This window comes from Enterobacter sp. KB-280D8, assembly GCF_041399405.1.
Lineage (GTDB): Bacteria > Pseudomonadota > Gammaproteobacteria > Enterobacterales > Enterobacteriaceae > Enterobacter > Enterobacter cloacae_N.
The window spans coordinates 365,948-389,839 of sequence record NZ_JBGKEC010000002.1 but is presented as its reverse complement, the minus strand read 5'-3'; the positions used below and the strand labels follow the sequence as shown (position 1 = coordinate 389,839).

The 23,892-nt window shown below is 56.2% G+C and carries 23 protein-coding genes; 12 read left to right on the top strand and 11 right to left on the bottom strand.

Translation table 11 applies throughout. The features are described from left to right. Nucleotides 1-8: 8 nt before the first annotated feature. Nucleotides 9-971, top strand: a complete 963-nt coding sequence (gene ybiB, locus AB8818_RS07310; RefSeq protein ID WP_116343386.1) for a DNA-binding protein YbiB — start codon at nucleotides 9-11, stop codon at nucleotides 969-971. A gap of 114 nt (nucleotides 972-1,085) precedes the next feature. Here the strand turns inward: ybiB and ybiJ are convergent, their stop codons facing one another. The 3 genes from ybiJ to mcbA all read right to left on the bottom strand — a co-directional run bounded on the left by ybiJ (nucleotide 1,086) and on the right by mcbA (nucleotide 2,286). Then, a complete protein-coding gene (ybiJ, locus tag AB8818_RS07305; RefSeq protein ID WP_014883102.1) occupies nucleotides 1,086-1,346 on the bottom strand; it encodes a DUF1471 family protein YbiJ in 261 nt (86 codons plus the stop codon). Nucleotides 1,347-1,632: 286 nt separating this feature from the next. Beyond that, entirely contained in the window at nucleotides 1,633-1,899 is a 267-nt protein-coding gene (locus tag AB8818_RS07300) for a DksA/TraR family C4-type zinc finger protein (protein ID WP_116343387.1), read from the bottom strand. A gap of 120 nt (nucleotides 1,900-2,019) precedes the next feature. Next, complete coding sequence (mcbA, locus tag AB8818_RS07295) at nucleotides 2,020-2,286, bottom strand: DUF1471 family periplasmic protein McbA (RefSeq protein ID WP_192982904.1); 267 nt, start codon at nucleotides 2,284-2,286, stop codon at nucleotides 2,020-2,022. A gap of 243 nt (nucleotides 2,287-2,529) precedes the next feature. Between mcbA and rlmF the strand changes: the two genes are divergently transcribed. Next, nucleotides 2,530-3,441 carry a 23S rRNA (adenine(1618)-N(6))-methyltransferase RlmF gene (gene rlmF / locus AB8818_RS07290; RefSeq protein ID WP_163330783.1) on the top strand — a complete coding sequence of 304 codons (912 nt, stop codon included), beginning with the start codon at nucleotides 2,530-2,532 and terminating at the stop codon, nucleotides 3,439-3,441. Nucleotides 3,442-3,484: 43 nt separating this feature from the next. On the opposite strand, the gene ybiO is transcribed toward rlmF, so the two are convergent. The 6 genes from ybiO to rhtA form a co-directional block, all read right to left on the bottom strand. Further along, on the bottom strand, nucleotides 3,485-5,698 hold the full coding sequence (gene ybiO, locus AB8818_RS07285) for a mechanosensitive channel protein (RefSeq protein ID WP_192982907.1): 2,214 nt from the start codon (nucleotides 5,696-5,698) through the stop codon (nucleotides 3,485-3,487). Nucleotides 5,699-5,822: 124 nt separating this feature from the next. Then, nucleotides 5,823-6,545, bottom strand: coding sequence for a glutamine ABC transporter ATP-binding protein GlnQ (glnQ, locus tag AB8818_RS07280; RefSeq protein ID WP_116343390.1), 723 nt, complete (start codon nucleotides 6,543-6,545; stop codon nucleotides 5,823-5,825). After that, nucleotides 6,542-7,201 carry a glutamine ABC transporter permease GlnP gene (gene glnP, locus AB8818_RS07275; RefSeq protein WP_003858462.1) on the bottom strand — a complete coding sequence of 220 codons (660 nt, stop codon included), beginning with the start codon at nucleotides 7,199-7,201 and terminating at the stop codon, nucleotides 6,542-6,544. The genes glnQ and glnP overlap by 4 nt, the downstream gene beginning before the upstream one ends. Nucleotides 7,202-7,285: 84 nt before the next feature. After that, nucleotides 7,286-8,029 (bottom strand): glutamine ABC transporter substrate-binding protein GlnH, encoded by a 744-nt coding sequence (gene glnH, locus AB8818_RS07270; RefSeq protein WP_014831177.1) that lies wholly within the window; start codon nucleotides 8,027-8,029, stop codon nucleotides 7,286-7,288. Between the two features lie 361 nt (nucleotides 8,030-8,390). Then, on the bottom strand, nucleotides 8,391-8,894 hold the full coding sequence (gene dps, locus AB8818_RS07265) for a DNA starvation/stationary phase protection protein Dps (RefSeq protein ID WP_008501171.1): 504 nt from the start codon (nucleotides 8,892-8,894) through the stop codon (nucleotides 8,391-8,393). 299 nt (nucleotides 8,895-9,193) lie between these two features. Then, nucleotides 9,194-10,081 (bottom strand): threonine/homoserine exporter RhtA, encoded by an 888-nt coding sequence (gene rhtA / locus AB8818_RS07260; protein WP_116343392.1) that lies wholly within the window; start codon nucleotides 10,079-10,081, stop codon nucleotides 9,194-9,196. A gap of 355 nt (nucleotides 10,082-10,436) precedes the next feature. On the opposite strand from rhtA, the gene ompX reads away from it, so the two are divergent. Further along, on the top strand, nucleotides 10,437-10,955 hold the full coding sequence (gene ompX, locus AB8818_RS07255) for an outer membrane protein OmpX (RefSeq protein ID WP_014883110.1): 519 nt from the start codon (nucleotides 10,437-10,439) through the stop codon (nucleotides 10,953-10,955). Between the two features lie 117 nt (nucleotides 10,956-11,072). Here the strand turns inward: ompX and AB8818_RS07250 are convergent, their stop codons facing one another. Continuing rightward, complete coding sequence (locus AB8818_RS07250; protein ID WP_116343393.1) at nucleotides 11,073-12,656, bottom strand: phosphoethanolamine transferase; 1,584 nt, start codon at nucleotides 12,654-12,656, stop codon at nucleotides 11,073-11,075. Nucleotides 12,657-12,925: 269 nt separating this feature from the next. Then, nucleotides 12,926-13,054 carry a manganase accumulation protein MntS gene (mntS, locus tag AB8818_RS07245; RefSeq protein WP_014831181.1) on the bottom strand — a complete coding sequence of 43 codons (129 nt, stop codon included), beginning with the start codon at nucleotides 13,052-13,054 and terminating at the stop codon, nucleotides 12,926-12,928. A gap of 183 nt (nucleotides 13,055-13,237) precedes the next feature. Here mntS and mntR point away from each other — a divergent pair, with 183 nt between their 5' ends. The 9 genes from mntR (at nucleotide 13,238) to AB8818_RS07200 (ending at nucleotide 23,880) form a co-directional block, all read left to right on the top strand. After that, nucleotides 13,238-13,711, top strand: coding sequence for a manganese-binding transcriptional regulator MntR (mntR, locus tag AB8818_RS07240; protein ID WP_163330785.1), 474 nt, complete (start codon nucleotides 13,238-13,240; stop codon nucleotides 13,709-13,711). Continuing rightward, nucleotides 13,708-14,817, top strand: a complete 1,110-nt coding sequence (locus AB8818_RS07235; RefSeq protein WP_163330786.1) for an anion transporter — start codon at nucleotides 13,708-13,710, stop codon at nucleotides 14,815-14,817. Before mntR ends, AB8818_RS07235 begins: the two co-directional genes overlap by 4 nt. Before the next feature lie 101 nt (nucleotides 14,818-14,918). Then, entirely contained in the window at nucleotides 14,919-16,013 is a 1,095-nt protein-coding gene (locus tag AB8818_RS07230) for an HlyD family secretion protein (protein ID WP_163330787.1), read from the top strand. Then, nucleotides 16,010-17,581 (top strand): DHA2 family efflux MFS transporter permease subunit, encoded by a 1,572-nt coding sequence (locus AB8818_RS07225; RefSeq protein ID WP_028012453.1) that lies wholly within the window; start codon nucleotides 16,010-16,012, stop codon nucleotides 17,579-17,581. Before AB8818_RS07230 ends, AB8818_RS07225 begins: the two co-directional genes overlap by 4 nt. Further along, entirely contained in the window at nucleotides 17,581-19,104 is a 1,524-nt protein-coding gene (locus AB8818_RS07220) for an efflux transporter outer membrane subunit (RefSeq protein WP_163330788.1), read from the top strand. Before AB8818_RS07225 ends, AB8818_RS07220 begins: the two co-directional genes overlap by 1 nt. A 102-nt stretch (nucleotides 19,105-19,206) precedes the next feature. Then, the gene (locus AB8818_RS07215) at nucleotides 19,207-20,247 is read left to right on the top strand and encodes an aldo/keto reductase (protein WP_163330789.1); all 1,041 of its coding nucleotides are present in this window, start codon (nucleotides 19,207-19,209) and stop codon (nucleotides 20,245-20,247) included. 150 nt (nucleotides 20,248-20,397) lie between these two features. Next, nucleotides 20,398-21,774 carry a glycoside hydrolase family 1 protein gene (locus AB8818_RS07210; protein WP_163330790.1) on the top strand — a complete coding sequence of 459 codons (1,377 nt, stop codon included), beginning with the start codon at nucleotides 20,398-20,400 and terminating at the stop codon, nucleotides 21,772-21,774. Between the two features lie 51 nt (nucleotides 21,775-21,825). Beyond that, nucleotides 21,826-23,148 carry a PTS sugar transporter subunit IIC gene (locus tag AB8818_RS07205; RefSeq protein WP_163330791.1) on the top strand — a complete coding sequence of 441 codons (1,323 nt, stop codon included), beginning with the start codon at nucleotides 21,826-21,828 and terminating at the stop codon, nucleotides 23,146-23,148. Between the two features lie 15 nt (nucleotides 23,149-23,163). Continuing rightward, a complete protein-coding gene (locus AB8818_RS07200) occupies nucleotides 23,164-23,880 on the top strand; it encodes a GntR family transcriptional regulator (protein ID WP_116343400.1) in 717 nt (238 codons plus the stop codon). Nucleotides 23,881-23,892 lie beyond the last annotated feature (12 nt).

Here is a 23,892-nt window from a genome sequence, read left to right as displayed (position 1 = left end):
GAGATGTCGTGGATTATCGCAAGATTATCAAAGAGGTAGGCCGGGGCAAAAACCACGCCCGCGATCTGGACCATGAGACCGCTCGCGCCCTGTATACCCGTATGCTCAATGGAGAGGTACCGGACCTGGAAATGGGCGGCATCCTGATTGCGCTACGTATTAAAGGCGAAGGCGAAGCGGAGATGCGCGGCTTCTACGAGGCGATGCAGGCGCAAACGCTGCGCTTAACGCCGCCGGTGGCAAAACCGATGCCGATCGTAATCCCCAGCTATAACGGCGCGCGCAAGCAGGCAAACCTGACCCCGCTGCTGGCGATCTTATTACATAAGCTGGGGTTCCCGGTGGTGGTACATGGGGTCAGCGAAGATCCGACGCGCGTGCTGACGGAGACCATTTTCGGCATGCTGGGGATTGAACCCACGCGTCATGCGGGCCAGGCGCAGGCAAAGCTGGAGGGGCATGAACCGGTTTACATCCCCGTTGGTGCTCTGTGTCCGCCGCTGGAAAAGCAGCTTGATATGCGCTGGCGAATGGGCGTGCGTAACAGCGCGCATACCCTGGCGAAGCTGGCGACGCCGTTTGCTGAAGACGCCGCATTGCGCCTTTCCAGCGTCTCACACCCGGAATACGTGGGGCGTGTTGGGACATTTTTTGAGGAGATTGGCGGCAGGGCGCTGCTGATGCACGGCACGGAAGGTGAAGTTTATGCCAATCCACTGCGCTGCCCTCAGCTGATGCTGATCGATTCTGCCGGTACGCGTGCGGTTCTGGAGCGTGGGGAAGAGAATACGGGAGTCATTCTCCCCGAGGCGAAAGATCCGCTCACCACCGCGCGCTGGATTGAACAGTGCCTTGCCGGAAATGTGCCTGTGCCGCATGCTATTAAGCTGCAGATGGCCTGCTGCCTGCTGGCAACCGGGGAAGCTGACACGGTCGAGGCCGGTCTGAAACGCGTTGAAGCGGCGTTTTAGGCAAAAAAAAGCCCGTCCAGTGGCGGACGGGCAAACAAGGGTAACAACAGGGTCAATGAGGGTTGGAGCAGCTCACCAGAGGGTTTGGCGAGGGTACAGCATTCATTCAGGCGATTATTTGTAGATAACCGCAGTACCGCTCAGTTTGTTATTGGTGTTAGCGGAGGTGATGGTATATCCGCTTGCACCGGCAGCCGCCGCTTTCTCGGCCAGCTTGGCTTCCAGACCGTCCAGCGTGGTTGCGCCTTCTGCACTCACCACACCGATTTTATTCATGCTCTGAGCCTGAGTGGATGAAACTGGCTCTACGGCGAATGCGCCAAAAGACAGAGCGGACAGGGCAACAGCAGCTACAGCATATTTAATGGTTTTCATAATTAATCTCTCGCAGGTGTTTTCTGTTAAGGGGACGATGTTCCGTCGATGTGATAAGTATCACGTTTTTTTCGGTGAGATAAAATCGAAGAGAATTGACGTGTTCAATCAAAAAAATTGAATGACAAATAACTTATTGATTATTAATTAAATCGAAGTTGCGCTTTACACTTCTTGTTGGTGCGCTTTACAGAAGAGAGGTGAAGGGCACATTTTGCTACGCGGTTCGCTAAATTTCGTGAGCGTAAAGGTAGGTTCCCTCGCGGTTAACTTAGGTAAAGGAAAGTCAACGTAGCTGGCTGTCTTTCGATCCTCTGCGATTATAACCTGGATGTGAAGCATTTTTTGAATCTTTATCCTGCTGGCAGGTGATGCATAACCTTACGCCGGGGATGGCTTTACGCCGCGCCTCCGGAATCGGCTCTCCGCACTCTTCGCACTCCTTTAAACTTTCACCGCGCGGAATCTCACCGCGAGCGCGCGCAACTGCATCTTCAATCGTACTGTTGATCTGTTCGTTAACGGCGTCGTCATTCGCCCAGCCGGAAGCCATAGCATCCTCCTGAAATTGGTTTATACCCTGCTTTTAATATGGGGTTAAAAAATGAACAATCAAGGTGAAGGGGAAGCGAACTGCATCCGGCAGGCAGATGCAGTTTTATAGAGAGGGAAATTATTTATAGATGGTCGCAGTGCCGTACATATGGTTATCTCCGCCTGCGGAGTTTACCACGAAGCCTTTGGCACCTTCCTGGCGGGCTTTCTCGGCCAGTTTATTTTGCAGATCGTCCAGATTACTTGCGCGGCTTACCGAGACGGTGCCCGCCGGACGCAGCTGGCTGGTATCGTTACTCTCGGTCAGCGACTGGACGGCCATTGTAGAAAATGAAGCGGTCGCCAGGACGCCGGCGATAACAGCAAGGGTCAGGTACTTTTTCATAATCACATCCTCATGAGGAAACAACAGGTGATTCCCTCTAAGTTTAGAAGCCTGACGAGTGTGACTTAGCGCAAATATTTGATGATGATCTGCTTATTTTTTGAACGATAAAAACTGACAATTCACTGACAGATCATAGACGTAGAGGTGTTTGATTTACGGTGTTTTTTTAAGCGCCGCAGAGAAAGATTTACCGTTGGGCCAGCACAGGGTATCTTACGCCGCTGTTTAAAGGAGAATGCCATGACTTCCCAAAAGCCGGGATTGCACCCACGAAACCGCCACCGCAGTCGCTACGACATGAACGCCCTGTGCCAAAGCTGCCCTGCGCTGCAGGACTACATTGTCCAGACCCCAGCGGGTGAGCCGTCTGTCAACTTTGCCGACCCGCAGGCGGTGAAAACGCTGAACAAAGCGCTGCTGGCGCATTTTTACGGTGTGGCGCACTGGGATATCCCGGAAGGCTTTCTCTGTCCTCCCGTTCCGGGCCGCGCTGATTACGTTCATCACCTTGCCGATCTTCTCGCCGAAGACCGTGACGGCGCGATCCCGCAGCAGGCTTCCATCCTGGATATTGGTACCGGGGCAAACCTGATTTACCCGCTGATTGGCGTGCATGAGTATCACTGGCGCTTTACCGGGAGCGAAATCGGGGCCGAGGCCTTTGCCAGCGCGCAGGCGATCGTCAGCGCCAATTCCGGCCTGAGCCGCGCTATTCGTCTGCGTCGTCAGAAAGATGCTGCAGCTATCTTCAACGGCATTATTCACAAAAATGAAAGCTATGACGCCACAATGTGCAACCCGCCGTTTCATGATTCGGCGGCAGCGGCCCGCGCGGGCAGCGAGCGTAAACGCCGCAACCTCGGTCAGGCGGAAGACGCCGCGCTGAACTTCGGCGGTCAGCAGCAGGAGCTGTGGTGCGAGGGCGGTGAAGTTGCGTTTATCCTGCGCATGATTGCGGAAAGCAAACAGTTTGGCCGTCAGGTGAAGTGGTTCACGACGCTGGTTTCCCGAGGGGATAACCTGCCGCCGCTCTACCGCGCGCTGACCGAAGCGGGCGCCGTAAAAGTGGTGAAAAAAGAGATGGCGCAGGGCCAGAAGCAGAGCCGCTTTATCGCCTGGTCATTTATGGACGATAACAAACGTCGGAAGTAACTACCCACAGGCCCGGTAAGCGCAGCGCTACCGGGCAATAGGGTTACAGCGTCGGCTCCTGCGGAGGGAGCGGCGAGGCGGGCGGCGACAATACCTGATACGTCTGCACCGGCGTTCTCACGTTCGCCAGATCGAAGTGCTTCTTCACCATGCTGTCGAGGGCAAAGCGCACCGTCCACTGCTTCAGCGGCTGGGTGGTGAACGACACGCGAAGGGTAAATGCCGTGTTCGTCAGCCCGACGATGCCAGCAAATGACGGCTCGCCAATCACCAGCCCGCGAATATCCTCCATCTGCATCAGCTCTTCCACCGCATCCCGCAGCGCCTGCTTCGCTTTATCCGCATCCTCGTGACGATCCACGTCGTAGTTCGCCACAACGGAGCCAATGCCGCGCACAAAGTTGGCGAAGGTGGTGATCGATGACCACGGAATGATGTGGTACGCCCCGGTATCCTGACGCACGCCTACCGAGCGAATCGACATGCGCTCAACGGTGCCGGTCAACGGCCCGATGGTCACCAGATCGCCCGTGTTCATCCCGTTCTCAAACTGGATAAAGATGCCGGTAATAATATCCTTCACCAGCGTTTGCGAACCGAAAGAGATCGCCAGCCCCAGCGCGCCGGCACCTGCCAGTAGCGGGGCGATATTCACGCCGATTTCCGACAGCACGATCATGATGGTGATGGTGCTGATGATCACCGCCAGCGCATTACGGAACAGGGTCAACAGCGTCCGCGCGCGGGCGCTGGGGAGCGGTCTGCCGTGAATATCGGAGACCAGACGGTTCTCGATAAGGCTTGCCAGCAGCGTCCAGCCGACGGCGGAGAAAAATAATATCAACGCAATACGAATTAAAATATCGACGGTCTTCTCGCCTGCGCCGTTATGTAGCCAGTTCCAGAAATCAAACAGGCTCCACGCGTTCAGCAGCAGCATGATTGCCACACAGACGGTCAGAATGCGCGCCACCTTGAGCGAGACCGACATCCAGCCGTTCACCCGTTTTTGCAGTTCCGGGTAATTACGCTGTACCTGCGGCGACAGGGTGATGGTTTTCGAGATCCAGCGGGACAGCAGCCCGGACACAAATGCCGCGATGCCGATAATCGCCAGGCTTTTGAACGTTGCCCCCATCATAAATTTCAGGCTGTTTCCCGGGTCGAACAGCGAGAAGAAGCACAGCACAATAAAGTACGCGCTTGCCAGCCAGTGCCACACCAGCGCGAAGGCGCGAATAAACAGGCTGAAAAACGAGAGGGAACGGTCGGCCAGGTGCAGCAGACTCTCGGTGATCGCCTTTTTATTGTGAAAGATAAGGTACAGAGACCAGACGGTTATACAGAGCATGATCAGCACGTTCGCCAGCGCGCCAAACTGCACGTTAACCTGGTTGGAGATAATCGGCACGGCAACCAGCAGGCCGTAGCCTATCAGGCCGCTGAGGACGCTTAGCCGCACGGCCCAGTATTTCGCGCTGTCGTCGCTGATATTGAAAGGGCGAAGCTCAGGCACGCGCGGGCAAAAGATGACGCGCAGCACCGCTTTAAAAAATTCGATGAGCGCAAACGCATTCAGGAAGAGCGCCTGCTGGAAGGCAATGGTTTTGTTGCCCGTGTTGAGGTGATCCGCAAGCACCTGACCGACAAACAGCGTTAATGCCAGCAGCAGTAAATCGATGATAAACGCCCCGGCAACCATAGCGGGGAGGTGCAGCCAGCTGTTTTTATGCTGGTTCTTTTTCCGCCCCCAGTGGCCCATCCTGCGGTACAGCGGCCAGGCGCACAGGCGCACCAGCCAGTAAAAAATAAACACGGCCGCGGCCAGCATCAAAAACTGGGTGGCGGCGGCGGTAAAGGTTTGCGGGTTAAACGCCTTGTGCTGGGATCCCATCAGGTTGCGGTAGAGCTGGGCAAAGCGCGCGGAAAGCGCTTCACCGTAACGGCGGCTCACGTCGGTGACGTTTTCCAGCACCGTTTTTTGTTCCTCCACCTGCGGCGGGGTGAGGGTCGGAACGGTTTCCTGCGGCGGCGCGGCGGCGGCTTTGCGCAACTGCTCGATGAGCTCCTTTCGGGAGGCGTCGTTTTCAAGAACGTCGGCAAGCGCGCTGTAAGCCGCTTTTTTTTGTTCAGCATCCGGTTCCGGAGGAGGAGAACCTTGCTGGGACGCGGTTGCTCCGGTGGTGACACCGGGTATCGCCACGGCGAGCGATGGCGCACTAAACAGGCTTATTAACAGCAGCAGGATCCAGGGCACGGCGTCCTCCGACAAAAATATCGTGCAAAATGATAAGTATAGAGGGCGAGGGGAGGAGGGGCGTTTTTGGGAACAATCTGGCGTAAAAAAGCCGGGCAAGCCCGGCTTGGCGTAAAGCGAGGGATCAGGAGACGTGCTGCAGGAACTCCTGTAAACGCTGGCTCGGCGGATTCGCGATCAGCGCCTGCGGGTTACCGTCTTCCGCGATACGGCCTTTATCGATGAAGATCAGACGGGAGGCCACTTTCTCAGCAAAGCCGATTTCGTGGGTCACGATAACCATGGTCATCCCTTCTTCCGCCAGATCCTGCATGACTTTCAGCACCTCGTGGCGCAACTCCGGGTCGAGTGCGGACGTCGGCTCATCAAACAGCATCATCTTCGGTTTCACCGCCAGCGCGCGCGCAATTGCCACGCGCTGCTGCTGGCCGCCGGAAAGCTCGGAAGGGTAGTGGTGCGCACGCTCCGCCAGGCCAACCTTCGCCAGCAGATCTTTTGCCAGCGCTTCTGCTGCCGCTTTGTTGGCACCGCGCACGCGCAGTGGGCCAAACATTACGTTTTCCAGCGCCGTCAGGTGCGGGAACAGGTAGAACTGCTGGAACACCATGCCCGCTTCCTGGCGAATCAGACGCTCGTCCACTTTCGGGTCGTTCACCTTCAGACCGTCAACGATCAGATCGCCGCTGGTGATCTCTTCCAGCTTGTTAATGCAGCGCAGCAGGGTGGATTTACCGGAGCCGGATGGCCCGATAATCACCACCACTTCACCCTGCTTGATGTTCAGATCGATATTGTGCAGCACCTGGGTTGGGCCAAAGTGCTTGGAAACGTTTTTAAATTCAATCACAGGATTTTCATCCTTCTTTCAAGACGACGCAGAACGAAGCTCAGAACCAGCGTAATGATCAGGTAGACAACGGCGACCGCACTCCAGATTTCCAGCGCGCGGAAGTTGCCCGCAATAATTTCCTGGCCCTGACGGGTCAGTTCGGCCACGCCGATAACGATGAACAGCGACGTATCTTTAATACTGATGATCCACTGGTTACCCAGCGGTGGCAGCATGCGGCGCAGCGCCAGCGGGAGAATAACGTGGCGGATCGTTTCGCGACGAGAAAGACCTAACGCCAGACCCGCTTCACTGAAACCTTTATGAATCGACAGAACCGCACCGCGGGTGATTTCCGCAATGTAGGCGCCTGAGTTGATCATAATGGTCACGACGGCTGCGCTGAACGGGTCGATGCGCAGGTCGGTGAACGCCATGGGCAAGGCGAAGTAGATGAACATGACCTGCACAACAATAGGCGTGCCGCGGATCACTTCGATGAAAACCAGCGCGATGTGGTTTGCAATCCAGCCGCCGTAGGTGCGGGCGAAACCGGCGACAAGACCGATAATCAACCCGCCAACCAGACCGAGGACCGAAATCCACAGGGTCATTTTAGCGCCTTCAAGCAAGAGTGGAATGGCAGGCCAGATGGCGCTCCAGTCAAACTGCATGATAATTTCCTGTTACTGTTACCGTGTTTCAAAAATAGCAGGGGCGAAAGGCCGCCCCTGAGTGAACGTCGTTTTTACGTCTTATTATTTAGGCTCGGTACCGAACCATTTTTTGTAGATCTCGTTGTAGGTGCCGTTCTCTTTCAGCGTTTTCAGCGCGCCGTTAACTTTCGTGCGCAGATCGTCGCTGCCTTTCGGGAACGCGATACCGTACTGCTGAGCTTCCAGAGAGTCGCCCACGGCTTTAAACTTGCCGTTACCTGCCGTTTTGATGAAGTACAGGATGTTTGGCGTATCGTGCAGAACAGCGTCAGCACGGTTGGTGCCGAGTTCCATGTACGCGTTGTCGATGTTCGGGAACTGACGCAGGTCTTTGGTTTTAATGTTCGCTTTCGCGTAATCCACAGAACCGGTACCGCTCTTCACCGCGACCACTTTGCCGTCGAGGTCTTTCACGCTTTTAACGTCGTTATTATCGGCTTTAACCATCACCAGCAGGCCGCTCTTGTAGTAGCCGTCAGAGAAGTCGATCGCTTTTTTACGTTCTTCGGTAATGGTGATACCCGCCAGCGCCAGATCGACGTTTTTGGTTTGCAGTGCCGGGATGATGCCGCTGAAGTCCATTGGCTTCAGGGTGTAGTCCAGTTTGAGTTCTTTGGCGATAGCGGCCCACAGATCAACATCAAAACCAACGTATTTATCACCCTGCTTAAATTCAAACGGAACGAACGCCGTGTCGGTCGCCACAACCAGTTTGTCGGCAGCCTGAGAGGACACCGCAAAAGCCAGGGTAAGTGCAGCCAGTGAAACTTTTAATACAGACTTCATAGCATTTCCTTTTATATCCACGGGGCGATCCCCTGCGAGAACGACTGGCACAATGAAAAAATCGTGCCAACTTTTCAAGCTGTTGTTTTGCAAAGGGGATGGAGTCATGCATTGCACAAAAAACGTGGCAATGATGTCGTGTTGCACCAGGGTGGAGCACCGTTTTGGTGCACTTCGTTTGGGTCAACTGACGGGGAGATATTTAGCGTAAATTCTGACGAAAAAACAATCTTCCATTAACGGTTGTGTGAGGTGATTATTACAATTCCTTCACTTTTGCACCGTATCAGGCAAAAACTGTGCACCATAGATGTGCAAAACCCTCACCAGAGGCGAGGGTTTGATAGAAAAGTCGTATGAATTATTCGATGTTAGATTCGATAAACCACAGGAACTGATCCAGGTCGCGGGACGCGGCGGTGAAGATGTCTGCGGTATCTTCATCTTTGGCTTCGCTAATCGCTTTGCGCACGTCATTGGCCACAATCGCGTAGCGGTCCGCCAGCTCTTTCAGGTGATCCTGAACGGTATGAATATCCAGCGGGTAGCTTTTCAGTGGCGTTTTGCTGTTGATCACCTGCGTGGTCCCAAGCGCGACACCACCCAGCTGTACGGCACGTTCAGCCATCGTATCGAGGTGTGTCACCAGTGCTGTGCGGAAGCCATCCAGCATTTCATGAACGGCAATAAAGTTTGCACCGCGCATATTCCAGTGGGCCTGTTTGGTGATCAGCGAAAGATCGATGAACTGGATCACCTGGCGATTCAGCAACTCAATGGTCGCCTTTTTGTCGCTATCCGATACATCGTTACGGGTATAAAGCAGATTAGACGCTTTCGTTTTCACCAGTTTAGCGGTACTCATAATCTCATATCCTCTTGATGTTTATGTCCCAGGTAATTACGGAACTAAGTATAGCACCGGATTTTTTCTCTGCGGTCTGGCTGTGCCTATCGGTTTAATAGCAAGAAGGAGGTTGATAATTTAATTGCTTGAAATGAATGGGTAATTTTGAAATTGATACAGATCAATCTTAATTCACCGGAAGGGGAACAGGCGGGAAAGGATATTTCGATAATATGACCAGGTATGTAAGAAATTATAACGTATGAATTTGTGGCCTTTATTCTGCATGGCCGTGAAGCCATGCAGAATATATGGCATTAGCTGATGTCGATTTTCTCTACTTTGGGCTCCGGGCGCATGGTGAGCGTTGAACCCATTGACGCCGCGATAATTGAGCAGAGCGCCAGCGTCTGGGTAAACGTCAGCGTTTCGCCCAGGAACACCATCCCGGAGATCGCCGCAAGAGCGGGCTCCATGCTCATCAGGGTGCCAAATATGCGCGTCGGCAGACGCGTCAGGGCGATCATCTCCAGAGAATAGGGGAGAGCCGTTGAAAGAACAGCGACCGCCAGCCCGATGGGCATGACTGACCATTGCCAGATAGACTCCGTGGCCTGCGCCATACCGATCGGCACAAAAACGATAGCCGCAATCACGGAACCCAGGGCAACCGTTGCCGGGCCATGTTCTTCACCCGCGCGCTGCCCGGTGAGGATATAAACAGCCCAGCAGGCCCCTGCTCCCAGAGCCAGCGCTGCGCCCGTGAGATCAATCTCAGAGACATTCTGGCCGAGCGGCAGCAAGAACCATAAGCCCAGAACGGCCAGCACAACCCAGATAAAATCCACCGGACGACGGGAGGAGAAAAGCGCCACCGCCAGCGGGCCGGTAAACTCCAGCGCGACGGCGATCCCGAGCGGAATGGTCTGGATGGAGAGGTAGAACATATAGTTCATTGCCCCGAGGGAGAGACCATAAAAAAGCAGGGGGAGACGCTGCTCTTTTTTGAAGCGCAGACGCCAGGGTTTGAAAATGACCACCAGTATCGCCGTGCCCAGCACGATACGCAGGGCCGTCACCCCGGGGGCACCCACCAGAGGAAAAAGCGATTTTGCCAGCGAGGCACCGCTTTGGATAGACAACATGGCAATGAGTATGACGGCTACCGGCAACCAGACCGACGACGTGCGGGATAACCCAGGCATCCTTTCTCCTGTCAGCTAATGTCAAATGGAGTAAAGGTTGCAGTGTAAAGGAAATATACAGCTACGGTTGAGACTCTGTTGAAAAAAAAGGCCCGTGAAATCCGTAAAATGGTTAAGCGCTGGTGGATTTATCGCCTGAAAGATTAGGAATAATCTGGATGAATGTAACGGCGCAGACGCGCAATATGGGCGTTTAGTAGGAAAAATCGCATGTGATTTGAAAGAGTTAGCTGAGGTTGGAAACGTTCTGTTACAGGAAAGGCCTCATTAGACATCACGAATCACAAAGAGTTTCGCAAATTTTTTTGATATATTTAAAACTTACGGACTTACTTGAAGCACATTTGAGGTGGTTATGAAAAAAATTGCATGTCTTTCAGCACTGGCCGCTGTACTGGCTGTTTCCGCAGGTACCGCTGTAGCTGCTACTTCTACTGTAACCGGTGGTTACGCTCAGAGCGATATGCAGGGCGTGATGAACAAAACCAACGGTTTCAACCTGAAGTATCGTTACGAGCAGGATAACAACCCGCTGGGCGTGATCGGTTCTTTCACCTACACCGAGAAAGATCGTACTGAAAACGGCGCATACAACAAAGGCCAGTACTACGGTATCACCGCTGGTCCAGCTTACCGTCTGAACGACTGGGCAAGCATCTACGGTGTTGTAGGTGTTGGCTACGGTAAATTCCAGCAGACCGAAAACCAGGGTCTGAACCGCACTGCAAGCACCAGCGACTACGGCTTCTCCTATGGCGCAGGCCTGCAGTTCAACCCAATCCAGGACGTGGCTCTGGACTTCTCCTATGAGCAGAGCCGTATCCGCAACGTTGACGTTGGCACCTGGATCGCGGGCGTAGGTTACCGCTTCTAATCACTCCGGTGATGAAATAAAAAATCCGCCCAATGTGGCGGATTTTTTTTTGCCTTTTCCCTCTCCCTGTGGGAAAGGGCCAGGGTGAGGGCATCAGACCGCACGAGACGGCAGAAACTACTTACTCTTAATATCAAAAATATCCGTACCCAGATGGTTGTAGTCAACTTTCTGTAACTTGAAGTTGGTAACGTACACTGGGGGCGCTTTCTTGTTGGAGATAAACGGGTAACTATTTTTTATCTCTTTGGCCTTAATCCCCGTCCACTGTGAGAAGAACTGCAGGAAATCATTCGCCGAGCGCCGCGCTTTAATAACGCGATGCGTTTTATCATCACTTGACAGCACCATAAACGGTACCTGGAAGTTCTGCTGGAACTGGTCGTCGTGCGCCAGATACTGGACTTCTTTGCCACGCTCTTTAAACGCCAGCCCGTGATCCGAGAAATAGACCACAGAGAAGCTTTCGCCAGTGTTGCGCAGCTGATCATACAGCTTGCTGAGAAGATCGTCAGTTTGCGTCATGGTGTAGAGATAGCAAGAGGTCTCTTTTGACTGCACAAACTCCGCGTATTTCCCGCCAGTGCGATCGCAGGCCTGCGGGTGCGATCCCATCAGGTGGAGAACAATCAGCTGAGGCTGGGTGCGCGGGGTAGCAAAGACCTGCGCCGTCATCTTCAGCAGCGCCTCGTCTTTGGTGTTTTTGTCGGCTTCAAAGTCGCCGCTCTTCAGGAACTGCACTTCGTCAGCACGCTTAGCAATACTGGCGATGGCCGTGTCGTATTCGCCAATTTGCCCCTGATTGGAGAACCACCAGGTCTGAAAACCGGCGCGGTTGGCCAGCGTAACAAAATTATCCTGATACTGAGGTTTGCCATCCACCACGCGGTTCAGCGTCAGGCCGAGCGATTTCTGCGTCGAGCCGCTGGCTGCAACATAATCGGTAAACAGGGTGCCGTTGACCGAGCTGGCAAACGGCGTGTTATTCCAGTGCCCGCCGAAGGCACCCAGTGCGTCGCGACGTGCGCTCTCGCCAATCACCACCACGTAGGTATGATATTTCGGCTTAACCGCCAATACGTTCCAGGTGTCTTTCATATTGGAAAGTTCAGCCATGCGCGCCTGCTCGTCGAGAACCTCTTTATTGTTGACAACGACGTCTTTCACGAAGCGGAAAACCGGATAGCCGATATTGATGAGCCTTAGCTTACCGTCCCAGGGAATATTCTGGATGGGGGCGACGAACGCCACGGCAAGGCTGAAGACCAGACAGAGTATTTCGATTTTACCCCAGGATTTTTTCTCGCCCGACCGACGGCGGATGGCGATAACGCCCAACGCGAAGATAAATAACCCTACCACGTAGCTGTACCACGGGAAGATCGTCAGGATCTCCGTCGACTCTTCCATGTTGGTCGAGTGCAGCGCCAGCAGGGTATTAAAGTTTGGCGAGCCGTAGGCCTGACCAAACGGGAAATACATAGCAGCAACCAGTGAACAGACCCCCACAAACGCTTTCTGCACGCGCGGGGCACTCCTCCACAGTACGTGGAGCACACAGGTGAAAGCCACCGCATAAAGCAGGCTGAAGGGATAGCCGAGCGCAAAGTTAATCAGCAGCGACTGCAAAAAGTAAAATCCCGTCCACGGGCTTAAGGCCCGGCTGCGGGTAACGATGGTATCTATCAGGGTTACATTCATAGGTCACTATCACAAAAACGCCATGTGCTCACCCTGGCGCCAAGGGTCAAAGCCTGCCGGACAGTGCGTGGAAAGGGAATGAGAGGTCCGCTTCAGCGAGCCGCAAATTGTGCAGGGCTGCAAGAAGATAGTGCGAGCGTGAATTAAGGTCAACAGTTGCTAAACAGATGTTTTGCGAAGGGGGCTGCAAATCCGCAAAAATAATCGGGAATTGGTCAGTTTACAGCGGAAGTGTGACAGAAAAATGAAGCGGCGTACCGCAACGCCGCTTAGTGGGAAGGTTTGTCGTCCTGATGCGGTTTGTTGTTAAACATATCGCACAGCATGTTCAACAGCATTAAGCGCACTTTAAAAGGAGAGTGGGTAAACACGGTCATACACCTCTTGAATTCGTTCATAAGACCTCCTGATTTTTGATCCCTTCGATCCGTGAAGGGTGACTGCATTACATACAGATATAGCACAGGCTATATTGTATAGCTATGGCTATTTCGTTAATTTTTTGTGCTTGCAGAGCTATGGTTTACAATGTGCGCTCTCGATACCGGGCGCTGGAAGCGTCACCCCACTGAGGAAGTACAATGAACCGTCGTGCAGGTAAGCCAACAATGAGGAAAACGACGCAACTGGTGAATGTTGAAGAACATGTCGAAGGTTTTCGCCAGGTCCGTGAGGCGCACCGGCGTGAACTGATTGATGATTACGTTGAGCTGATTTCCGATCTGATCCGCGAGGTCGGGGAAGCGCGTCAGGTTGATATGGCCGCCAGGCTGGGGGTTTCGCAGCCGACGGTCGCGAAAATGTTAAAACGCCTGGCCTCGGTGGGCCTTATTGAAATGATCCCCTGGCGCGGCGTGTTTCTGACGGCTGAAGGGGAGAAGCTTGCGCAGGAGAGCCGCGAGCGTCACCAGCTTGTCGAGAATTTTTTGCTGGTGCTGGGCGTCAGCCCGGAAATTGCCCGCCGGGATGCGGAAGGAATGGAGCACCACGTTAGCGAAGAGACGCTGGTGAAGTTTCGTGAGTTTACCCTTAAATATGGTCCCTCCGCTGAATGAAAATCCCTGGACTGCAGGCCCTGTCACGCGATCGTTTCTTCCATCTCTTATTAATTATTGGCGCAGCGTTAAGCCTGTTTGTGCCGTTTGCGCCACAGGCCTGGTCTGCAGCGATTGACTGGCGCACCATCATTACCCTGAGCGGGTTAATGATGCTAACCAAAGGGGTCGAGCTGAGCGGCTATTTTGACGTGCTGGGCCGTAAAATGGTGCGCCGTTTTGCCACCGAGCGCAGGCTGGCCCTGTTTATGGTGTTCTCCGCCGCGGTACTGTCAACGTTTCTGACCAACGACGTGGCGCTGTTTATCATCGTGCCCCTCACGCTCACGCTGCGTAAGCTGTGCGAGATCCCGGTCAGCCGCTTGATCATCTTTGAAGCGCTCGCCGTTAACGCGGGTTCTCTGTTGACCCCTATCGGCAACCCGCAAAATATCCTCCTCTGGGGTCGTTCCGGGTTGTCGTTCGCTGCCTTTACCTGGCAGATGGCGCCTCTGGCGCTGGTGATGATGCTGTCGCTGTTGGCAGTGTGCTGGTTCGCGTTTCCGGATAAAAAGCTGCAATACCACAGCGGCACAACCGGCCCGCAGTGGCAGCCGCGGCTGGTCTGGAGCTGCCTCGGGCTGTATATCGTCTTTCTGTTCGCCCTGGAGCTGAAGTACGAGCTGGCAGGCGTCCTGCTCGTCGCTGCGGGCTTTGTCGTACTGGCACGGCGCGTGCTGGTGAGCGTGGACTGGACGCTGCTGCTGGTCTTTATGGCGATGTTTATTGATGTGCATCTTCTTATCCAGCTTCCGGTACTGCAAAACGTTCTGCACAGCGTCAGCGGCTTGTCGCAGCCGGGGCTGTGGCTGACGGCGATTGGCCTGTCGCAGTTTATCAGCAACGTGCCTGCCACCATTCTGCTGCTCAACTACGTTCCGCCGGACACGCTGCTGGCCTGGGCGGTTAACATTGGCGGGTTTGGGCTGCTGCCCGGCTCCCTGGCAAACCTGATTGCCCTGCGCATGGCCAACGACCGCCGCATCTGGTGGCGCTTCCATCTCTGGTCGATTCCGATGCTGCTCTGGGCTGCGGCGATCGGTTTCGGACTATTCCTTCTCATATAGTGCGCAATTTGTCAGTTTTTCCTGGCAAACGTATAGCAACGTCCTAGCTTTAGTGAACGGCATAGTGTGATGCCGCTCACTGACAGGACCGTTGCTGAACTATGGCTGAAGATCAAAACCCGCCTGCTGACGAGCAGGACAAAAACAATAATGAGCGTAAGCGCCCGGGCAAAAAACCGTTAATTATCCTCGGCATTGTCGTGGTGGTGATGGTTGTTGTGGCGCTGGTCTGGTGGTTTTTAACCCGTAACGAAGAGACGACCGACGACGCCTTTACCGACGGCGACGTGGTAACGATTGCCCCCAAGACGGCGGGCTACGTTACCGAGCTGCGCGTGCGCGATAACCAGCGTGTGAAAAAGGGCGACCTGCTGGTAGTCATCGATCCGCGTGATACCACCGCGCAGCGCGATCAGGCTCAGGCGCAGCTTGGGCTGGCTATCGCGCAGCTCCATCAGGCCCAGGCGCAGCTGGCGCTCTCAAAAGTGCAGTATCCCGCCCAGCGTGATGAAGCTAAAGCGCAGGTGCTGAAAGCGCAGGCCGATCTGGCGAACGCGCAGGCAGAGTACCGTCGCCAGCGCGGCGTCGACCCGCGCGCGACCACCCAGCAAAGTATTGATTCCGCGAATGCTCAGCTACGCAGCGCCCAGGCCGGTCTGGCCAGCGCCCAGGCGCAGCTGGAAGTGGCGGAGCAGGTTCAGCTGCAAATTCGACAGCAGGAGACCAACGTCGAAGCCCGCGAGCGTCAGGTCGATCAGGCCAAAGCGCAGCTGGAAACCGCCAACCTGAACCTCTCTTACACCGAAGTCCGCGCTCCGTTCGACGGCTTTGTCACCAAACGCAACGTGCAGCCCGGCACGCTGGTGCAGGCGGGCACCGCGCTGTTCTCGCTGGTTTCCCCGAACGTGTGGGTGGTGGCGAACTTTAAAGAGTCCCAGCTTGAGCGCATGAAGCCCGGCGATAAGGTCAGCGTCTCCGTGGATGCCTGGCCGGATATGGAACTTGAGGGCCATATCGACAGCATCCAGCAGGGCAGCGGTTCGCGCTTCTCCGCCTTCCCGTCGGAAAACGCCACCGGTAACTTTGTGAAGATTGTTCAGCGCGTGCCGGTAAAAATCGTCATTGATAAAGGTCTTGATCCAAGCAAGCCGCTGCCGCTGGGGCTGTCGGTTGAACCGAAGGTTACCGTGGAATGACGGATCACAGCCACGATAACTGGAAGCCCGCCAGCAATCCGTGGGCGGTGGCGATTGTCGTCACCCTGGCGGTGTTTATGGAAATTCTGGACACCACCATCGTCAACGTCGCGCTGCCGCACGTTGCGGGGTCGCTCTCGGCCAGCTATGACGAATCCACCTGGGTACTGACCAGCTACCTGGTGGCGAACGGCATCGTGCTGCCCATCTCTGCCTTCCTCAGTCGCCTGTTTGGCCGCAAGCAGTTCTTCTTAATCTGCATCGTGATGTTTACCATCTGCTCGTTTCTGTGCGGCATTGCCACCGAGCTGTGGCAGATCATTCTGTTCCGCGTGATGCAGGGCTTCTTTGGCGGTGGGCTACAGCCCACCCAGCAGTCGGTGCTGCTCGACTACTTCAAGCCGGAGGACAGGGGCAAAGCGTTCGGGCTTTCCTCGATCGCGATTATCGTTGCGCCGGTGCTCGGCCCGACGCTGGGCGGCTGGATCACTGACAACTACTCCTGGCGCTGGGTGTTCTTTATCAACATCCCGGTGGGGATTGTCACGGTGCTGGCGATCTACCAGCTGCTGGAAGATCCGCCGTGGGAGAGCAAATCAAAAGAGAAGCTGACAATTGACTGGACAGGGATCGGCCTGATCGCCCTTGGTCTCGGTTGTTTGCAGGTGATGCTCGACCGGGGCGAGGATGACGACTGGTTCTATTCGAACTTTATACGCACCTTCGCGGTGCTGACGCTGGTCGGCATTATCGGCGCAATCTACTGGCTGATGTATGCCAAAAAGCCTGTAGTGGATCTGCACTGCATGAAAGACCGCAACTTCGCGATCTCCAGCCTGCTGATGGCGGGGATGGCGATGATCCTCTACGGCAGCTCGGTGGTGATCCCGCAGCTGGCGCAGCAGGATCTTGGCTATACCGCCACCTGGTCCGGGCTGGTGCTGTCGCCCGGGGCGGTGCTGATTGTGTTAACTATCCCTCTGGTACTGAAGCTGATGCCGGTGGTGCAGACGCGCTGGATCATCGCCTTTGGCTTTACCTGCCTGGCGGTGTCGTTCTTCTGGTCGCGCACGCTGACGCCGGATATCGACTTCGAAACGCTGGTGCTGTTCCGCAGCGCCCAGTCGATAGGTCTGGGGTTCCTGTTTGTGCCGCTCACCACCATCGCCTTTATCTCGATACCGAGACGGCTCAACGCCGATGCGGCGGCGCTGTTTACCATGTTCCGTAACGTGGCGGGCTCCATAGGGATTTCGCTCTCGACGGCCGCCATCACCGAGCGCGCGCAGGCGCACAGCGCGCACCTTGCGTACCACGCCTCGCCGTTCAACGAGCAGTTCCAGCTGGCGATACGCGAGAGCGCGCAGGCTATTCAAAACTTCACCACCCAGGTGGGTGACCCTACGGGAATAGCCACCGGGAGGATGTACCAGACGATGATCGAGCAATCGCGCTTTTTGGCCTACATCGACGTCTTCACCATCCTGAGCGCGGTGGCCTTGTTACTGATTCCGTTTTGTTTGTTGCTCTCGCCGGTTAAGAGCGAGGGGAGTGCAGGAGCACATTGATGATACACAGACGTTTACACCCCCTGATGATAGTGATGCTACTGGTGGGCTGCGCCGTCGGGCCGGACTACCAGCAGCCTGCGCCGCCCGCCGTTACGCACTGGAACGATAAGGGCGACAGCGCGGTGAAATCGCAAACCACCTCCGCCGCGACCAACCCCCGCTGGTGGAAAACCTTCGGTTCGCCGCAGCTCGACAGCCTGGTTGAGCGCGCCATCGCCGGAAACCTGACTCTGCAGCAGACGGTGCTGCGCATCGCCGGGGCGCGTGAACAGATTAACCAGGCGGGCGGGGCATTTTTCCCGTCGGTGAACGGCAATCTGCAGGCGACGCGCCAGCAGCTCGGGCTGGAAGGGGAGCTGAAATCCCACGGCGTTTACGACCAGCTGGATAATGTCGATCCTGAACTCAGAGGCGCGCTGGGGCCGCTGACGCAGCCGATTAACCTCTACCAGGGCAGCTTCGACGCCCAATGGGAAATCGACCTGTGGGGCAAGGTGCGCCGTCAGGTGGAGGCGGCGGAGGCTCAGCAGAAGGCGGCGATAGAGCAGCGTAATGACGCGCTGGTGTCGCTGGAAGCCGAAGTGGCGCGCGCGTGGCTACAGCTGCGCGGGGCGCAGAGCATTATTGCCACCCTGAATACCCAGATTAAAAGCGCCCAGCAGACGTTGGATCTGACCGAAAGCCGCCAGCGGGGCGGGCTGTCGCCGCAGATGGATGTGGAAAACGCCCGGGCGCAGCTGGGCAACCTCGAAGCGCAGCTACCGCAGTATCAGGCGCAGGAGCGCCAGGCGATGAACGGCCTGGCGATCCTGCTCGGCAAGCCGCCGGGAGCGCTGGATGCGGAACTGCAAAGCGTGCAGCCGATGCCCGCGCTGCCGGATATCGTACAAACGGGTATTCCGTCCACGCTGGCGCGCCGCCGTCCGGACGTGCGCGAAGCGGAGGCGAACCTTCACGCCGCGACGGCGCAAATCGGCGTCTCGGTGGCGGAGCTTTTCCCGAGCTTTACGCTCTCCGGGCAGTTTGGCCTGCGCAACAGCGAAAGCAACTGGCTGACCGACTGGAGCAGCCACTTCTACAGCTTTGGGCCGCAGGTCTCCATTCCCATTTTCCAGGGCGGGCGGCTGGTCTCCAGCGTCAAGGTGGCGCGCGCGCAGCAGGGGGCGGCGGTGCTGGACTATCGCCAGACGGTCCTGACCGCGCTTGGGGATGTCGAAAACGCGCTGGTGAGTTACCGTACCGACCAGCAGCGTGAAGCGGGTCTCGCAAAAACGATTGACGCCCTGCAAAACGCCTTTGATTTAGCGAGCGACAGCTACCGGCAGGGGATCGCCAGCTTTATCGACGTGCTGGACGCCCAGCGACAGCTGGCGCAGGCCGAGCAGCAGCGCGCTCAGGCGCAGGTGCAGAGTGCGCTCGATCTGGTGGCGCTCTACAAGGCGCTCGGCGGCGGCTGGGAGCCCTATCAGCAGGTGCAGCTCCCGGATTACAGCGTCTTTGGTGACGCCCCGCGCGGATAAATTCAGAGGATTGGGCAAGAAACGGACAGGAACGCCACATTCGCGATGACTGAGGGGCGGGTATAACTATCGGGTACCCAATCGACATGCGAGGATTAACTTATGCGTTATCAAAAACTGGGCAACACCGGACTGTTTGTTTCTGAACTGTGCCTCGGCACCATGACCTTCGGCGGTGAAGGCGGCATGTGGGGAAAAATTGGCCAGCTGCAGCAGAGCGAAGCCGAACAGCTGGTGGGTCGCGCGCTGGACGCGGGTATCAACTTTATCGATACCGCCGACGTCTATTCGGAAGGGCGCTCGGAGGCGATCCTCGGGCAGGCGCTGAAAAACCTCAACGTCCCGCGCGAGAATGTAGTGGTTGCCACCAAGGTGTTCGGCGAAACGGGCACCGCGGGGGTGAATTCGCGCGGCAGCTCGCGCTATCACATCATCAGCAGCGTGAAGGAGAGCCTGCGTCGCCTGCAACTGGATCATATCGATCTCTACCAGCTTCACGGCTTTGACCCCGCAACGCCGATTGAAGAGACGCTCTATGCGCTGGATAACCTGGTGCAGCACGGCCACGTGCGCTACATCGGCGTCTCGAACTGGGCGGCGTGGCAGATAGCCAAATCGCTCGGGATTTCCGAGCGTCTGGGGCTGGCGCGTTTTGCGTCATTGCAGGCCTACTACACCATCGCCGGGCGCGATCTTGAGCGCGAGCTGGTACCGATGATGCAGAGCGAAGGCGTCGGGCTGATGGTCTGGAGCCCGCTGGCGGGTGGCCTGCTGAGCGGAAAATATGGCCGCGACGGGACGAGCGAAACCGGAGGCCGCCGTCTGGAGTTCGACTTCCCGCCGGTGAATAAAGACCGCGCCTTCGACTGCGTGGACGTGATGCGCACGATTGCCGAAAGCAAGGGCGTCTCCGTCGCGCAAATCGCGCTGGCGTGGCTGCTGCATCAAAAAGCCGTGACCAGCGTGATTATTGGTGCGAAACGTGTCGATCAGCTGGACGACAACATCGCCGCGACCGGGATCCGCTTAAGCGAAGACGAGCTTAAGCAGCTTGATGCGGTGAGCGCGCTGCCGCGCGAATACCCGGGCTGGATGCTGGAGCGCCAGGGCGAATATCGTCGTAACCAGCTCGCGCAGCAGTAACCTTCCTTTTCCCCGGTGACGCTTCGCTTACCGGGGCTTTTTTTCCGCATCGCTCACAAAAAACGATCCTCCTCTTTGATCGCCATTTTATCTTCGACTATATGACTAGTCATGAATATTTAAATGACTAGTCATATAGGGAGAGAGAGCATGAACAAATCGCTGCCGGCCAATTTTTTATGGGGCAACTCGGTATCCAGCATGCAGACGGAAGGGGCCTGGAACGAGGGCGGGAAGGGCATGTCGGTGTACGACATTCGCGAAGCCGGGGAAAACATCTCCGACTGGAAAGTGGCGACCGATTCGTACCATCGCTACCGGGAAGATTTTGACCTGATGCAGGATCTGGGCATGAACTGCTACCGCTTCCAGATCTCCTGGAGCCGCGTGTGTCCGCAGGGTGACGGCGCGTTCAACGACGAAGGCATCGCGTTTTACGACCGCTTTATTGACGATCTGATCGCCCGCGGCATCGAGCCGATGATCTGCCTGTACCATTTCGATATGCCGCTGGCGCTGGCGCAGGAGTACAACGGTTTCAACGACCGCCGCGTGATGGACGCCTTTATCCGCTACGGCAAAAAGATGATCGACTGCTTCGGCGACCGGGTGAAGTACTGGCTGACCTTCAACGAGCAGAACATCTTCCATATGCCGGAAGCCTTCCGCATTTCCGGCTACATGAAAGGCGAGAAAACCTTGCGCGAGCTCTACGAGTTGCAGCATCACACCATGGTGGCGCACATGGCGCTGACCGAGTATCTGCACCAGACCAAACCGGGCAAGCTAATGGGCGGCATGCTGGCGCACCAGCTGATCTACCCGGCCACCTGCAAACCGCGCGATATCTTCTGCGCCCAGCAGTACGACGAGTTCCTCAACCAGAACCTGCTGCGCGTCTTTGCCGGGCAGGGCTACAGCCCGGCGGTGATGGCGGTGGTGGAGCAGGAGGGTTTTGGTGATATCTATCGCGCCGAGGATTTAGCACTTCTCGCGCGTACCAGAAACGACTATATGGCCTTCAGCTACTACGCCAGCAAAACGCTGGACAGCGATGCGATCCCGGAAGGCACGCCGGTGAACTATTACCTCCTGCACGGCGATAAAAACAACCCGTACCTGAAGGCCACCGAGTGGAACTGGCAGATCGATCCGCTGGGCTTTCGCACCATCATCACCCGCTACGCCAACGACTGGCGGATGCCGGTATTCCCGATCGAGAACGGCATCGGGGTGATTGAGTCCTGGGACGGCGTGAACCCGATTGAGGACACCTACCGCATCGACTACCACCGGGCGCATATCGACGCGATGAAGGCGGCGATGTTCGAGGACGGGGCGGAGGTGATCGGTTACCTCGGCTGGGGCTTAATCGACATTCTCAGCTCCCAGGGCGACATGCGTAAGCGCTACGGTGTGGTCTACGTCAACCGGGAAAACCACGACCTGAAAGACCTCAAGCGCGTGCCGAAGAAGAGCTACGCGTGGTTAAAACAGGTTATTCATACCAACGGACGCGAGATGTAAGCCGTACGCTGCCGGGCCGTTTTTGTGACTGATTGATGGGAACTATCCGCTATGTCTGAAGCAAAAATAACACCGCACATGCAGTCCTTTGTCGATAAATTTGTTGAGTTCTCGGCGCGCCTGGCAAACCAGGTGCACCTGCGCTCCCTGCGCGACGCCTTCGCCACGGTGATGCCCATTTTCATCCTCGCCGGCCTGGCGGTGCTGGTGAACAACGTGGTGTTTCCGTGGATTTTTCACGGCGAGACGCTCGTGCAGTTTAAGGTGTGGGGCGAGGCGATTATCAACGGCACGCTGAACATCGCCGCGCTGCTGCTGGCCCCGATGATTGCCTGGTCGCTGGCGCGCAACAAAGATTTCGACAATCCGGTCTCGGCAGTGGTTATCGCCGTCAGCAGCTTCATCATCATGATGCCGATGCGCCTGCAGCTTACGCCCGTCGGTAGCGACGCCGCGGTGAACGTCACTCAGGTACTGACGTTCGCCAACATTGGCTCAACCGGGATTTTCGCCGGGGTGCTGATTGGGCTGCTCTCAACGGAACTGTTTATCGCTATTTCGCGCCTGAAGGCGCTGCACATTTCGCTGGGTGAGAACGTGCCGCCGGCGGTGAGCAAATCCTTTACCGCGCTGATCCCAACCATTCTTACATTGTCGGTGTTCGCCGTGCTGGCGGCGCTGCTGGCAAACGTTCTGCACACGGACCTGATCCATCTCATTACGACCTTTATCCAGCAGCCGCTGCGGCTGATCAACACCAGCCTGCCGGGGACGATTTTCATCTACAGCTTCGGTAACTTTCTGTTCACCCTCGGTATTCATCAGTCAGTCGTTAACAGCGTGGTGCTGGAGCCGTTCCTGCTGATCAACACCAACGAGAACATGCTGGCCTTCGCCAACGGTCAACCCATCCCGCATATCATCAACAACATTTTCGTGCCGACGTTTGGCATGGTGGGCGGCACGGGCAGCACCATCTCGCTACTGATCGCCATCTTTATCTTCTCCCGACAAAAGTCGGCGAAGCAGGTGGCGCGTCTGTCGCTGGCGCCGGGTCTGTTCAACATCAACGAGCCGGTGATTTTCGGCCTGCCGATCGTGTTTAACCTGCCGCTGATGATCCCGTTTGTGCTGCTGCCCGCCATCGGCATTTACTTCGCCTGGCTCTGTACCACGCTGGGATTAATGTCGCGCTGCGTGGTGATGATCCCGTGGACCACTCCGCCAATTCTCAGCGCCTGGCTGGCGACGGCGGGGGACTGGCGCGCGGTGGTGGTGCAGTTGGCAATCATCGTATTTGGTGTATTCTTCTACCTGCCTTTCCTCAAGATTGCCGAGAGAGTGGCGATGAAAAACAGCGGGATAGAAAACTAACTGAAAGGAAGGACGATGGCGGCGAAGTACATCACCATAGCGCGGGAAATTAAAAAACGCATCATCAGCCAGCAGTACGCCGCCAATGAACCGCTGCCGGACCAGTTTGCGCTGGCGGCGGAGTTCAGCACCAGCCGGATGACCATTCAGCAGGCGATGCGCCAGCTGATCGTCGAAGGTCTGGTCTATACCCGCCAGGGACAGGGAACGTTTATCCGCAAAAACTTCCTTCAACTCTCGCAGTGGGATCTCTCCGGCAGCGACTACTTCGGCGCCACCAAAACCTGGGAGCATCTGGGCACGGTCACCAGCCGGGTGGTGCATTTTGAACTGCGCTTCCCGAACGAGAAAGAGCAGGCGTCGCTGATGATTAACGCCGATGCGCCTGTCTATGACTTTATCCGCCTGCGCTTACTAAACGGTGAACCCATGTCGCTGGATTCCACGGTAATGCCGATGAATCTGGTGCCCGGCCTGACGAAAAGCCATCTTGAAGGTTCGGTGTTCCAGTACGTTCAGGAGACGCTGGGGCTGAAAATTATGGGATCGTACCGGGTGGTGAGGGCGCTAAAGCCAAACGCGCTGGACAGAGAGCATCTGGTCTGCGAGCAGACCGATCCGGTGCTGGAAGTGGAGCAGGTGATTTATCTGGAGGACGGCACAGCGCTGGAGTATGCCCACTGCCACTATCGCTACGACCACGGCGGGATCGTGATCGTGAATAACGGGTAAAAAAAAGCGGGC